Source organism: Paenibacillus antibioticophila (assembly GCF_000455265.1).
GTDB lineage: Bacteria > Bacillota > Bacilli > Paenibacillales > Paenibacillaceae > Fontibacillus > Fontibacillus antibioticophila.
Genome location: NZ_HG005140.1, coordinates 19,760 through 34,630 on the forward strand (window position 1 = coordinate 19,760; position 14,871 = coordinate 34,630).

At 49.7% G+C, this 14,871-nt stretch carries 10 protein-coding genes; 2 read left to right on the forward strand and 8 right to left on the reverse strand.

All coding sequences use genetic code 11. The annotated features are described in order from the left end of the window. From TX85_RS14010 to bcp, 8 genes are all read right to left on the reverse strand, one after another. A complete protein-coding gene (locus TX85_RS14010) occupies positions 1-1,116 on the reverse strand; it encodes a restriction endonuclease subunit S (protein WP_044480121.1) in 1,116 nt (371 codons plus the stop codon). Next, the gene (locus TX85_RS14015) at positions 1,113-2,660 is read right to left on the reverse strand and encodes a type I restriction-modification system subunit M (RefSeq protein ID WP_044480122.1); all 1,548 of its coding nucleotides are present in this window, start codon (positions 2,658-2,660) and stop codon (positions 1,113-1,115) included. The genes TX85_RS14010 and TX85_RS14015 overlap by 4 nt, the downstream gene beginning before the upstream one ends. 327 nt (positions 2,661-2,987) lie before the next feature. After that, positions 2,988-4,526, reverse strand: a complete 1,539-nt coding sequence (guaA, locus tag TX85_RS14020) for a glutamine-hydrolyzing GMP synthase (protein WP_044480124.1) — start codon at positions 4,524-4,526, stop codon at positions 2,988-2,990. A gap of 77 nt (positions 4,527-4,603) precedes the next feature. Continuing rightward, complete coding sequence (locus tag TX85_RS14025; protein ID WP_049894966.1) at positions 4,604-6,889, reverse strand: transglutaminase-like domain-containing protein; 2,286 nt, start codon at positions 6,887-6,889, stop codon at positions 4,604-4,606. Then, positions 6,876-8,246, reverse strand: coding sequence for a DUF58 domain-containing protein (locus tag TX85_RS14030; protein WP_044480126.1), 1,371 nt, complete (start codon positions 8,244-8,246; stop codon positions 6,876-6,878). The genes TX85_RS14025 and TX85_RS14030 overlap by 14 nt, the downstream gene beginning before the upstream one ends. Further along, on the reverse strand, positions 8,243-9,205 hold the full coding sequence (locus tag TX85_RS14035) for an AAA family ATPase (RefSeq protein ID WP_044480128.1): 963 nt from the start codon (positions 9,203-9,205) through the stop codon (positions 8,243-8,245). The genes TX85_RS14030 and TX85_RS14035 overlap by 4 nt, the downstream gene beginning before the upstream one ends. Before the next feature lie 103 nt (positions 9,206-9,308). Then, the gene (locus TX85_RS14040) at positions 9,309-10,616 is read right to left on the reverse strand and encodes a polysaccharide deacetylase (protein WP_044480130.1); all 1,308 of its coding nucleotides are present in this window, start codon (positions 10,614-10,616) and stop codon (positions 9,309-9,311) included. 313 nt (positions 10,617-10,929) lie between these two features. Further along, positions 10,930-11,406 (reverse strand): thioredoxin-dependent thiol peroxidase, encoded by a 477-nt coding sequence (gene bcp / locus TX85_RS14045; protein ID WP_044480131.1) that lies wholly within the window; start codon positions 11,404-11,406, stop codon positions 10,930-10,932. A gap of 153 nt (positions 11,407-11,559) precedes the next feature. Here bcp and TX85_RS14050 point away from each other — a divergent pair, with 153 nt between their 5' ends. Beyond that, the gene (locus TX85_RS14050; protein WP_044480132.1) at positions 11,560-12,624 is read left to right on the forward strand and encodes an LCP family protein; all 1,065 of its coding nucleotides are present in this window, start codon (positions 11,560-11,562) and stop codon (positions 12,622-12,624) included. Positions 12,625-12,747: 123 nt separating this feature from the next. Beyond that, positions 12,748-14,073 (forward strand): glutamate-1-semialdehyde 2,1-aminomutase, encoded by a 1,326-nt coding sequence (locus TX85_RS14055; protein ID WP_044480790.1) that lies wholly within the window; start codon positions 12,748-12,750, stop codon positions 14,071-14,073. Positions 14,074-14,871: the final 798 nt, after the last annotated feature.

Sequence of the window (14,871 nt, forward strand, 5' to 3'; positions counted from 1 at the left end):
TTATGCTTTTACCTCACTTTTCGGAAATGAGAGTAGCATATCACGGTAATATTCGTATTGCTTTTGACGCAACTCCATTTCACGAGGCAAGCCCTCTGTAATTGAGGATGACAAAGCGTCGAATTTGTCTAAAATAGATACTATACGTTTTTTTTGTAAAGGTAGAGGATTTGGAACCATGATGCTGTTCAAATTTTTCTGGTTTAATTTAGGTTGAGCTGCCCCCGATATGTAGGGAGTTAAATCAATATGATTTAAATAAAACTCAACAAATCTTCGTTCCTCATAAGTCTTAAATTTAAGTACATGAGCATGATTATTCACCCATATTTTTCCACTTGCACTGAATGCAATTGGTGTACTTCTAGCTACTAGGTTTGCCCCATCTTCCGAAACAAGCAAAAAATCCCCTTCAAAAATATAATCTTTTACATAATCAACAATACCAGATGCGCCATAATATGGAATATCGCCAAACGCTCTTAAACCACTAGTAATCGGTTTACGTATTGAGTCAAGATTTTCGGCAATCTCCCCTAACGGTTTCCACTCAACTTCACCCTCTTCAAAAGTCAGCAACTTATTACGATAATAAGTGTATTGCTTTTTACGAGCTGTAAGCTCTGCTGTAAGCTCTGCTGTAAGCTCTGCTGTAAGCTCTGTGAAGGTGTCCAAAATACCGACGATTTCTTCTTGTACCTTTAGGGGGGGGATAGGAACCCTTAGTTCGTTTAATATAGCTTGAGTAAGACTAGGTCTGCCAGAACCCGTATCTAATTTCATTAAATCAATAGTTTTCATGTAATAGTAGAAAAACTTAGGTGCAAGTTGATCAGTGTCAATTTCAGTATAATAAATTGTATCAACATTCCATATCGGCCCCTCAACGTAAAATATATTCGTGATTGACCCTTTTCTTGGAATTAAAACAGTAGGCTTATCATAAACAAATTTGTCTACAAAAGCCATAACTCCACCTGAACCATAAACTGGTACATTGCCTGTATTTAGCCCTTTCCAATCCTTACCGTTTTTTATTATTATAACTTCCCCTAATTTCTTCCACTCCACCTTATCCCCTTCAAGCAGTTTCTCTAAATAATTCGGCTTAATCAAGATTCAATCACCTCAATAATCCTATCAATTTCAGCACGAAGTTGATCGATCTTTGCTACAGTCGTTTTTATCTCTGTATTCAGCTGATTGATATCTATAACTTCCCTTGTATCTTTTGCTTCCACATAAGTACTCACAGATAGGTTGTAATCATTCTGAACGATAGCTTCATAATCAACAGATTTTGCAACATGATCAACATCTTCTTTCCTGTCGAACAAGTTCATTATTTTCGCTATATGTTGATCAGTAAGTATGTTATTATTTGTTTCTTTTTTATAGAAATCTACGCTGCTTGCATCAATAAACTGCGTTTTATTATCGGTTTTATGCTTAGAGAGAACCAAGATATTAACCGCTATTGTAGTCCCGTAGAAAAGGTTAGATGCTAATGAAATAACCGTTTCAACAAAGTTATTATCAATTAGATACTTTCTAATTTTTTGCTCTGCACCGCCGCGGTAGAAAATACCTGGGAAACAAACGATAGCAGCACGACCTTTACTTGAAAGGTAACTAAGCGAATGAAGTACAAAGGCAAAATCGGCTTTCGATTTTGGTGCTAATACACCTGCGGGAGCAAATCTTTCATCATTAATCAGCGTTGGATCATCACTACCAATCCAATTTACGGAATAAGGTGGATTAGAAACAATGGCATCGAAGGGTTTTTCGTCACCAAAGTAAGGATCTCGAAGCGTATTTCCTAATGCAATATTAAATTTATCGTAATTTATGTTGTGTAAAAACATATTCATACGAGCAAGGTTATAAGTAGTATGGTTAATTTCCTGTCCATAGAAACCATCTTCGATAATATGAGCATCAAACTGTTTCTTTGCTTGTAATAGCAATGAACCTGAACCGGCTGCAGGGTCATATATTTTATTAATGGAGGTTTGCTTGTGAATGGCCAATTGTGCAATAAGTTTGGATACACTCTGTGGTGTGAAGAATTCTCCTCCGGATTTACCAGCATTGGCAGCATAGTTAGAGATTAAGAACTCATAGGCATCTCCAAAAAGATCAATTTGACTATCTTCAAAGCTGCCAAAATGAAGCCCTTCAACGCCTTTGATAACAGCAGCTAAACGACTGCTTTTATCCTTAACAGTATTTCCCAACCTATTGCTTGTCGTGTCAAAATCAGCGAACAAGCCTTTAATGGCCAGTTCAGATGGATAGCCGTTTGCCGAGCTTTCGATATCAGAAAATATTTTAGCTAAATCCGTATTCAAGCTTTCATTTGTGCTGGCGGTTTTCGCAATTTTAGCAAACAACTGACTCGGCTTTATGAAGTAACCTTTTGTTTTAATCGCATCGTCTTTGATTTCTGGTGTGATAATCTCATCAGGAAGGTCCGCATACTTGATACTTTCATCTCCCGCTTCCATATAGCTAGCAAAGTTCTCACTAATGAAACGATAAAAAAGCGTTCCTAGAACATATTGTTTAAAATCCCATCCATCTACTGAGCCACGGACATCATTGGCTATTTTCCAGATTTGGGATTGTAATTGGGCACGTTGTGCTGCACTTGACATTCGTATACCTCCAAATTTTCTGCTTATGCAATTACATTGATTATTAAAGCAATTCTAGATTGGCATGTAGTTTTCCTTCCATACCACTGATTTCACCTATGTCATGACTGGCACTTCAACAGAAGGTCAAGTGGTTTTATGCTTCGCTCATTGCAGGTACTCCATCGACTAAAGCTTAAATAAAAACTCCCACCGACAATCATTCGGCGAGAGTTGTTGGCGACAATCTTGGAGACGATTCAAAAGAATTTTGACCTCAGAAAGTCTTATGAATTTTACCTAAACGACGTAAAATCAACGTTCTTCAGTGTATATAGTGTCGCTTATCTACTCCCACTCGATCGTAGCCGGCGGTTTCGATGTAATGTCGTACACGACCCGGTTGACGTTATCAACTTCGTTGACGATGCGCACGGAGATTTTCTCCAGCACGTCCCAAGGGATACGTGCCCAGTCGGCGGTCATGCCGTCGATGGAGGTTACGGCGCGGATGCCGACGGTGTAGGAATACGTACGGGCATCGCCCATCACGCCGACGCTCTTCATGTTCGGCAATGCCGTAAAGTATTGCCAGATTTCGCGATCCAGCCCGGCCTTGGCGATCTCATCGCGCAGGATAAAGTCGGAATCGCGGACAATCTTGAGCTTGTCCTCTGTGACTTCACCGAGCACGCGGATGGCCAGACCCGGTCCAGGGAACGGCTGTCTCCAGACAATTTCGCCCGGCAATCCAAGCTCTTCGCCGACTTTACGAACCTCATCCTTGAACAAGGTATTCAGCGGCTCAATTAGTGAGAACTTCATGTCCTCAGGCAATCCGCCCACATTGTGGTGGGACTTGATCGTCTGAGCGGTTGCTGTACCGCTCTCTACGATGTCCGTGTACAACGTGCCTTGTGCCAGGAATCTGAAATCATCGAACTTCGCCGATTCTTCATCAAATACATAAATGAACTCGTTGCCGATAATTTTCCGTTTTTGCTCCGGATCATCGACTCCCGCCAGCTTGGACAGGAAACGTTCGCGGGCATCAATCTTAACAACCTTCATATCGAATTTGCCGACAAAGGTCTCCATGACGCTCTCTGCTTCACCTTTGCGCAGCAAGCCATGATCGATAAACATACAAGTAAGCTGGTCGCCGATCGCTTTGTGAATGAGCATAGCAACAACCGAAGAATCTACCCCGCCGCTAAGCGCGCAGAGGACTTTTTCGCTGCCTACTTTTTCCCGGATATCACGAACCGCATCCTCGATGAAGGTCTCCATACTCCAGTTGCCTTCACAGCCGCACACTTCATAGATAAAATTCTTGATCATCTCGTTGCCATGCACCGAATGACGCACTTCCGGGTGGAACTGCACGCCATACAAGCGGCTCTCGCTATTCGAGAACCCGGCAATTGGCGCATGATCCGTAGAGGCGTCAACAATGAAGCCTGTCGGCAGCTCAACGACATGATCCCCGTGGCTCATCCAGACGGTCTGCTTCGCATCCAGCCCTCTTGTCAGAGCGGAGTGTTCGGCAAAATCAACGTCCGCTTTTCCGTACTCACGCTTGGCCGCACGTTCAACCTTCCCACCGAGCTGATGCGCCATCAGCTGCATCCCGTAGCAAATCCCGAAGATCGGCAGACCAAGCTCATAAATCGCCGGATCAATATGCGGAGCATCCTCAGCATACACGCTTGATGGTCCGCCAGAAAAGACGATCCCTTTCGGAGCAAGCTCCCGAAGCCGCTCTGCCGGCGTATTATACGGAAGCAATTCGCTGTACACACCCAAATCGCGAATCCGTCTAGCTATCAGTTGATTATATTGTCCGCCGAAATCCAGCACGACAATCAGTTCATTTGGCTTATTCATGTCCGAGCCTCCCTCAATTCATGAGACTAATTATACGAAAGTACAAAAGTGATCGTCAAGGAAATCGGGTTGGAAACTCAGGACTTGCCAAATGCCAGATAACGGCACAGATCCAGAAAATCCCTGCTTGTGCTGCGATCCAATTTTCCGTCTCCGTAATAAAGCGTTTCCCACATGGCAATGAACCGTTCCAAATGAGGAGCAAGTTCTGCATCAGCCACACTGATCGACAGCAAATATTCCCTTGCGGTGGTCCCTTGGCCTTTACCTCCAAAGCGGACATACAGGCCCTTCCAGGCTCGATCCGCAGCGTTCAACAATTCTGTACGGTTCGGAAAGGAGCCTGCCCTGCTATAAAAATAGGGCCACAGCATATACATGGAACGGCGATAACCGCTTCGGCCATACAGTAGAATTATCATGAGCAGAAAGCCCCCTGCCATCACTGCACCGCTCCATAGAAACAGATGCCCTTTTAAATGGGCAAGGAGCCTTTGAACCGCACCCTTCCCTTCTCCGCTCCATTGATGAAATTGCTCCCACAGCTTGCTCCATTGGAAATCCGCCAAATAGCTGCTGTCCGTGTCAGCCGCTGCACCGATTACTGCCTGACCTATGCCGTACCCCGGTGTCGGATCAAATGAAACCCAGCCCTCATCAGGAAAATAAACCTCCACCCAGGAATGCGCATCGGCATAGCTGACAGAATAACGCTGCGGATCTGCAGGATCAGCCGTCCCCGGGGCAAAGCCCTTGACCCATCTGGCCGGAATCCCTCCGCTGCGGAGCAGCACCGTCATTGCTGTTGAGAAGTGGTCACAATATCCCTGTCTTTGCTCAAACAGAAAATTATCGGTGAAATCCTTTCCCTCTACCGGAACCTCCGAAGCCAGACTGTAAGTATAGTTCTCTTTCAAATATTGGATCACCGACTGCACCGATTCATACCGGCTGTTATGTCCGGCCGTCAATTCAACCCCTAAGCTCCTTACCCGATCCGGCAAGGTGGCGGGCAGCTGCAGCTCTCGCTCAGCAATCTCTTCCGGATCTTCCCCCCTAGCCTGGATCAGTCTTTCATCCGGTACGCTCGTAACCCTGGCCGCCAGCTCATACCCATACATCTGCCGTTCTGAGGAGAGCTGTTCAAAAAACATGGCCGTCATGCCCGGATCATAACGCAGCTCCAATCCTTCGGCTGCTGTCTTCGTATGCCGCTTGCCGGTGTATACGCTTGTTACACCGATGGGAGTTCCGGCGCTGAAGATAGGCTGGGTTTCAGCTACCGGCTTCGCAAACCTGATCTGCTGGACAACTTCGGCTGCTCCGAATGACTCAGGAACCGGCTCCGGTGCAAGCAGTAAAGAGGTCCAGCCATGTCCGGTATAGACGCTCTTGCTCTCCCCTCGCCAATAGGCATTCACCGGTGATACCGCCGTAAAATAAACCTCCCGCCGCAGTTCAAGCGGAGCGCCCAGCCGTGAATCATCCCGCCCGTATCCGGAGACCGAGGCAGGAGCTGCCGCCCGGTCCATTCCGCTGTAGGTTTTACTCCAGCGTTCAACCGTCTGGGCAATTCTATCCCAGGAGACGTCCCTTACGGGCTGGGCTGGCAACAGCTGGACTATTGACCAGGCAGCGAGCACACATAACATCGAAGCAGCAATGCCTGGTCCTTTTCCCCGGATCATCCCGGCGGGCCTCTGAAGATAGCCGGTAATAAGGCCTTGAAGCAACAAGCCCCAGGCTATCGTGCGAATCATTCCGGGCAGGAAATTCGTATCAAGAACGAGCTCCAACACAAGCAAATATAATACGGAAGCAGAGAAGAAAAGCAGGATGCTATGCCGCCCAAGAGCCAGCATTTGAACCGATGCGACCAGCAGCACCCAGCCAATCAGCAGCAAGAGGGTCCTGGACTCCCCGCTGACTCCATACAGCCTGCCCGTCCGCACCAGCTCTTCCAGGTCCGTTACGAGCAAGGCGCCATATTTCTGTAACCAGGCTGCCCCCGCTCCGTTCCCGTACAAATAGTAGAACGATCCTCCGATAAGACTAACTGCAAGAATCCCATATAAAGACTTGTATACAGGTAAGCAACCCAAGATCAGCAGCAATCCCGTCAAGCCAACGAACAAAGGAAACCATCGTCCGGACTCTTCCTCCATCAGCTGTCTGATCGGATACAACCACTCGCAGAACAAAGCCATCAGCAGTGCCGACAAAAGGATTTTCTGCCCCCCTCGAAGAGGATCGGGCGTCCGTAACGCCTTCCCCTGCACTACGCTCTCGGTGGACAGGGCCAGCCTCTGCGCACCGTTTGGAGCAACGGCAGGGAAGTTCGCGGGTGTCTCAAGCGATGACATGTCCGGCACCCCCTTTTGAGGACTGGGCATTCACAGGCAGCGCCTTTATTAAAGGCTGCTTCTGATCCACATCCGGCACCAGCACGATCACGCGAATCCCTGCATTCCTAAGCCGCTCGATACGAGCCGTCTCTCCCGTACCTATAATTGATTCTGCCGCAAGCAGGACTTCAAAGTATCCCCCTCGAGATGCCGCCAGCAGCACTGCGTCGGTTATTTCCTCCGTGCATCTTCCTGTGATCAGGGTAAGCCGGTACCCCTTCGAAGAGCGAGGAAGCGATCGTAATATAGAAGCAGCCTTGAGACCTTTCTCTCCGTTATCCAAGGATAGACCGGCTAGCCTATTCAAACCGCTTAGCAAGCCTGCCCCCCCTTGGAACTGCTCTTTCTCCAGATCCTGGCGAGTCCGATTGCCGCATATAAACCATATCGATGCAGCCTGCTTGTTCTTCAGCGAGACCTCTCGCCTTGAAGGGCCTAGCTCCCGATGCAAAATAGCTGATGCCGCAGAGATAGCCGTCTCAAATCCCTGGACTGCTTCCCTTCTTCCGCTCTTTCCAGTCTCCTCAAGATGATAAGCATTCGGGGACGTGTCCAGCAACAGATAGTGTTCCTCCGCCAGCGGCTCGCGCGATACTCGGGTAAGCAGCTCCCCCCGCTTGGCGGAATGCTTCCACTCCACCCACTTGAATGAATCGCCGGGGAGGTATTTTCTCAATCCATCAGCTTCTTCCATCGGAGCCGGCAGAAATCTGCCCATGGGCTGCTGGCTCTCCCATGCGCCCCAGGGCTTTGCCTCACTCTCCCATGAAACCGGCAATGGCGCAGGATGAATGACCAGGATATCCTGACCGTTCACCGCTACGCGCTTTTTGCGTTTGAACCACCCGAAGGGATCGCTCCACATCACGGCAAGCTCTCCCGCCTTATAATGTCCGCGAGCCGAAGGTTGAAGCATATACGTGCAGGAAAATCGCTGTTTTTGCCCGATCCATCCCCGCAGCTTGCCAGTGACCTCTCCTTCCCCGGTCAGAATCACGGAAGAAGCCCCTTCCTCGTTCCCGGATACCGACCAGCGATCCTGAGCCCGCATGGATAACGGAACGATTCCTCCCGAAACCACAAGCACGATCTCTATCTCTAAGGGTTCTCCAGCCTGCGCATAATAGGGCTTCCAGCTTCGAGAAGCCTGCATATGCTTTGGACCAAGCCAGCAAAAGGCTAAGCCCTGCAGAAGAATGAAGCCGGTAAGTATAAGGAGGAACCACAGGGTCTCACCGCCGCGATAAATGTACAATGCGGTGAATATACCCAGCACAGCAAGACTAATCACCCAAGCCCGTCCGCTCTCCCTCATGAGGCACCTCCGGAAGCGCGGTGAAACAGCGGTACATCCGCCTGCTTCACCAGTTCGGCAACCATCTGGGGCGAGGTCATCCCCGCAAAGCCCGCATCCGGCTTCAGAACAATCCGTTGTGCCAGTACGGCCTCGGCAACCTCCTTCACATCATCGGGAATCACATAGCTTCGTCCCCGATAATAGGCCATCGCCTGGGCAGCCCCCATCCAGCACAAGGTGCCGCGCGGACTGATCCCGAGGGCAAGCTTCGGGTGCCGCCGCGAGGCATCCGCTACGGAGACCAGATACTCCTTGATCCGTTCATCCACCAGCACCATGCGAACCTGCCGCTGCATTAGTCTGATCTCCTCCGGTAAAATAACCGGCTTCGGTTCCACGCCCGGGTTCTGCATTCTACTTAGCATTTCAACCTCTTGCTCAGGCTTGGGGTAACCGAGCGAGAGACGCATCAGAAAACGGTCCAGCTGCGCCTCAGGCAGCCGATAAGTTCCTTCATACTCCAGCGGATTCTGTGTGGCAAGCAGCAAAAAGGGCTGCGGCAGCTCTCTGGTCACACCATCCACCGTTACCTTCCGCTCCTCCATGGCTTCCAGCAAGGCCGATTGCGTCCGCGGAGCAGCGCGGTTAATCTCGTCAGCCAATACAATATGGGCATGAATCGGCCCCGGCCGGAATTCCAGGCTGCCTGTCAGCGGCTGATAGACCGTGACGCCCGTGACATCAGCCGGCTGCAGGTCGGAAGTAAACTGTATTCTTCCAAAGCTGCCCCCTACACAAGCAGCGAGTGTTCGAACGAGCAGCGTCTTGCCTACTCCCGGCACATCCTCCAACAAAATATGTCCCCCGTATAGCATCGCAATGACCGCCAGCTCGATCTCCTTCTTTTTACCGACAACAACCCGTTCTACCCGCTGAACCAACAGCTCCAGAACCTCACGGGCCTGATCTTGAATCATTCCTCATCCCTCCAACAAGACAAATCTATTAACCAGTGTGACCAACAACTAGTCTTCATAGACCTGTCAGGAGAGAGGTTTATATGAATAGAGTCTTTCTGCTCTATAGCGATTGTACTCTTCTTTCTTCAGCCGTATTGGTAACGGAAATAATAGGATGGTCCGTCAGCTCCAGCAGAGAGCGAAGCGACATCCACAGGGCTCCTCCTTGATTTCGGAACCTGTCTGTTCCAATCTCCAGCGGGACTTCTGCGCTTTCCCGGCGCGCCGTTCCGCGTTCCGGGTCCAGCGTCAGATGAAGCTCTCCCCAGACCACAATCACATTCCGGCTGTCTGCGTTCCAGCTCACCTCCGCCCCAAGGCGTTCAAGCGTTGTCCGGAGCGGCACGATCAATTGACCTTGATCTACTTTATATTCTCCCGCCGCCAGCTTGGTCTGCACCCCTCCGGCCTCTACGTACAAAGGCTGGCCTGGCCCGAATAAAGCCGCATTGGGAAGCACATGGCTCTCGATCCACGATTGGGCAGGTGCCGCTCTGTCCGTCATTTTCTTGCTCAGACTGAATTGCACCGGCTTCTGCTCCGGCGACAGCACCTCGAAGGAATAGCCCTTCTGCTTGTAAAAATCAATAATTTCCGGGAGCGCCTTGACCGACTCTTCATGCCCGGCGCTGTCATGCATCAGGACAATCATTTCCTTCTCCAGCTTCTCTGAGGTTACGTTTTCAATGATCTCGCTTGCCGGAACGCCTTTGCGTTTAGAGTCGCCGCTATCTACATTCCAATCGAACACCTGATATCCCCCCTGCTCCATTAATTGAAAGTAGGTGGAATCAAAATGCCCATACGTTCCTCCGGGAGCCCTGACGAGCGAAGTCCGGGTACCGGTAATTTCTCTAAGTATTTCTTCCGTTCGTTTGATTTGATTCCAAAACGCGGTGAAGCTTTCATACAGCTCACTGTATTCATGGTTATAGGTATGATTGCCGATGACATGTCCTGCCTCTGCCGTACGATAGATGATTTCCGGGGATTTTTGGGCATGTTCACCCAAAACAAAGAACGTAGCCTTAATCTTCTGCTCTTCCAGGATAGACAGAATCTCATCCGTCAGCTTGCTGGGACCGTCATCAAAGGTCAGATAGACAACCTTCTCTTTTTTTTGCTCGATAGAGGGCGAAGATTCTTGGCGTGAAGAGGAGACGGCGGTAAGCATCGCCGCAGGCGCAGGCTCTGTCTTCACCTCCATAGAGGTGACTGCTGTTGTACTCTTCTCTTCCATTAGGCTTACAGCCGGAGCCAGTGCCCGTGACTGTGCGGATGCAGGAGAGAAGCCAATCTCCCTGACCCCCGGTACGGAAATTAAAACGATTATAACTATAGACAGAAATGCCATCCACATTCTTCTCATGCGTTCATCCTCCACCGTTTATAGCAATAGTTTGACTTTCTGGTAGATTGTATGAATGCAGCGAAGAAAATAGAATCTTCAATTTACTTTTTAAATGCGTGTTCAAAAAGTCAGCTTTTCAGCACCGAGAAGGTTGCGAGAACCCGAAGAAGGAGGAACGGAGTGTAGGCAGAACCTACATGAGCGAAATGCTTCCAAAGGAAGCATACCTCGTAAGCATCCGCTCGGACTTCGAGGGTGAACGTAAGATTCGATGTCGAATCACCCCCTTGGAACACTTCGTGATCAAAAGATGACTTTTTGAACAACCTTTTTAACCGAGCGACTTTACCGCCGCGACAACCTCATCCGCATGACCCTTCACCCGCACCTTCCGCCATTCTTTAATCAGTCTCCCCTCCTCATCAATCAGAAAGGTCGAACGGACAATGCCCTCATATTCCCGCCCGTACAGCTTCTTCCATTGCCATACTCCGAAGAGCTCGCTGACCCGATGTTCAACATCGGACAATAGCGGAAAGGACAGATTCTGCTTCTCACGAAAACGGTCGTGCGAGCGCACCGGATCCGTGCTGATTCCCAGCACCACTGCCCCCAAGGCATGGAGCTCTCCGGTACGGTCCCTGAAATCACAAGCCTCTTGGGTGCAGGCCGGCGTCATATTTTTCGGATAAAAATAAATAATAACTTTCTTTCCTCTAAAATCGCTTAATGAGATCTCTTCCCCTCCACTGGCTGGCAGACGAAAATCAGGAACCCGATCATTCAATTGAAATCCTGCTTCAGACATGTAGCTCTCTCCTTCGACAAAATTACTGTAAACTTCTTATAAATTGATTGTAATTATAAAAGAAATTATAATGTAATGATATGAAGAGTAACTTTTTTACTATTTAGGGCAATCGGCACGATTTCATCGTTTCCCGCTGAAAGGACGAGCAAAATGACAAAACGAACGAAAAGGGCGATTCTCTGGTCCGTAGTTGGAGTATTCGTCGCGATCGCCGCATTGGCGGCCTATTACGTTACTTCGATTTACAACCAGGTAGAGGATTTTCAAAAGACGGGTGAAGAGTCGCCCTTCTATAAGGTAACACCTACTGAGACCAAAATCCCGGAGCCGCCGAAATGGGAAGGAACAGAACGAGTCAATATTCTGCTTATGGGAGTCGATGCCCGCGGGCTGGATAAAGGGGAAGTCCCCCGTTCCGATACGATGCTCGTTGCTTCCCTCGACCCTGTAGCCAAGCAAATTCACCTGTTTTCTATTATGCGCGATACCTATACCAAAATCCCGGAGCACGGCTCGGATCGGATTAATGCCGCCATTACCTATGGTCCTAATACTGCGATGTCTGCTGTATCTGAGTTGTTAGGGATTCCTATTCAATATTATGTCTATACTGATTTTCAGGGCTTTATTGAGCTTGTTGATGCCGTTGGCGGCGTGGACTTCTATGTCGAAAAGGATATGCGCTATACCAGCAAGGCAGACAATCATGAATATGATATCAACCTGAAGGAAGGCCAGCAGCATCTGGACGGCAACACAGCATTACAGTATGTTCGTTTCCGGCATGATGCGATGTCCGACTTCACACGCACCGAGCGTCAGCGCAATTTCCTGAAGGCGGTGGCTGAGAAGCTGAAGACCACCACCTCAATCATGAAGCTGCCTTCTATCTTGGAAAAAATCAATCCTTACATCGATACGAATCTGACAGTGAATGATATGTGGAAGCTGGCCACCGTCGGTTACGACAGCAGCATGGCCTCCAGTGAACAGATTCCTCCGATGGAGCTGTTGGAGGAGAAGCGTGTTGGCGGGGCACAGGTACTAGGAGTGCGGGATGAAGATAAGCTGAAGGAATACGTGCAAGAGGTGTTCGAAAAGGCTCTCCAGCCCGCCGTCGACGAAACTGCCCCGGATGACGAGACTGACTCAGATTCGGAGTCAGATACAGCCGACACGAATCGCAGCAATGGCTCTAGCAGCAGTGCAAATTAATCTTCGGACAGCAGCGAAGACTTAAATAGGCAGCTCTACCGGCCCGTAATGGGCCGGTTTCTTTTGGAGTATGCCTTAGCGGCATTCCAGCTGTCCGAGCCTATTATTGAAAGGAAGATTCCTATGAACCGTATACATTCTGAGCAACTATATAAAGAAGCCTTGAAGCATATTGTAGGCGGCGTCAACAGTCCCTCCCGTTCATTCAAAGCGGTGGGCGGCGGAGCACCTGTCTTTATGAAACGGGCCCAGGGAGCACATTTCTGGGATGTGGACGATAACCGTTATGTCGATTATCTGGCGGCTTATGGCCCGATCATTACCGGCCATGCTCATCCCCACATAACCCGCGCCATTCAGGAAGCTGCGGCAAACGGCACACTATACGGAACACCTACCGAGCTGGAGATCAAGATGGCCAAAATGCTGAAGCAAGCTATTCCGTCCATGGACAAGGTTCGATTCGTCAATTCCGGTACAGAGGCCGTTATGACTACGATCCGTGTTGCCCGTGCCTATACCAAGCGCAACAAGATCATTAAATTCGCCGGCTGCTACCACGGCCATTCCGATCTGGTGCTTGTCGCCGCAGGCTCGGGACCTTCCACCCTTGGCATTCCGGACAGCGCCGGGATTCCGACCAGCATTGCCCATGAAGTCATTACGGTCCCGTTCAATGATGCTCCAGCTCTCAAGGAAGCCCTGGACAAATGGGGCGACGATGTGGCCGCAGTCATGGTTGAGCCGATCGTCGGCAACTTCGGCATGGTTATGCCGAAGCCGGGATTTCTGGAGGACCTCTGCCGCTTATCTCGCCAGTACGGGGCGCTGGTCATCTATGATGAGGTCATTACGGCCTTCCGCTTCCATTACGGCTCGGCTCAGACCTACGCCGGACTGGACAACCATGAAGCGATCGCACCGGACTTGACCGCGCTCGGCAAGATCATCGGCGGCGGCCTGCCGATTGGCGCGTATGGCGGCACCAAAGAAGTAATGGAGCAGGTTGCCCCGCTCGGTCCGGCTTATCAGGCTGGAACTATGGCGGGCAACCCTGCCTCCATTTCCGCGGGCATCGCCTGCCTGGAGGTGCTTCAAACGCCGGGCGTCTATGAGGAAATGGAGCGCCTGACGATCAAGCTGACGGACGGTCTTGCCGGATTTGCCCGCCAATACGGCATTCCCCTGACAATTAACCGGATCCGCGGCTCCTTCTCGACGCATTTCTGCGATCATCCGGTAACCAATTACGACGAAGCCCAGGACACGAACGGCGAGATGTTCGCCACCTTCTTCCGGGCGATGCTGAACCGGGGCGTGAATCTCGCTCCGTCCAAGTATGAGGCCTGGTTCCTTACTACGGCCCACACGGAGGAAGATATCGACTTCACGCTTGAAGCTGCGGAAGCTTCCTTTAAGGAGATTAATAGTTCTGCGTGTCAGGGGTAACGTGTGAAGATTGCCTTCGATCGCTGTACCCTTATTACGCAGGCTCTTGAGCTCGGCTTTGCATGTGCCGCGGTGCAATTAGCAGTTCACATAGCTGTCCAAAAGCAGCTATGGCAGCATCCTCGTATCCCTCGATATGCATATTCAGGCTCGCATCCGGCATAAAAGGCGCCGGATGCTGCATTATAAATAGTAAGTGCTCAGCAGTATAAAACCATCTAAAGATTGATTCTGCGTTCCGGGGGTAACGTGTGAAGGTTGCTTTCGATCGCTGTTGCTCGCGGATTTCTCTTATTGTAAAGTTCTGACAAGGTAGAAATCCACTCGCAAAGGCGACCACTCCGAGCGTATGCTCCCGATGCAGCTTTCTTTCAGAAAGCTTTTACTGCACCAACCTTCATACTTATACCCTTTTAACGCAGATTCTTTAGTTCGGCTTTGTATGTGCCGAATGCACTTTAACACCTAATAATGCCGCCCATGGCGGTGACTAAGCATTCGAATCCCTCGACATGTACCTACCGGCCCGTTCATCCGGCATTTGAAGTGCCTAAGACGCCGATGCAATACAAACAGTAACTGCGCATCATTTCACCTTCAGCGGACAGGTACATGGACAACTACCCACACAAGGACTATCCCCAGCAAATTCTGTAAAATGACAACAAAGTACGTATACACACATCTCACATCAGCATCATGCAGATCTCAACCTGCTCAAAGCTCCCAACGCGCGGTGCTTCACAGCATGACGATGGTTGATCGACCACATGCAAATACGGATCACACGCATTTAGT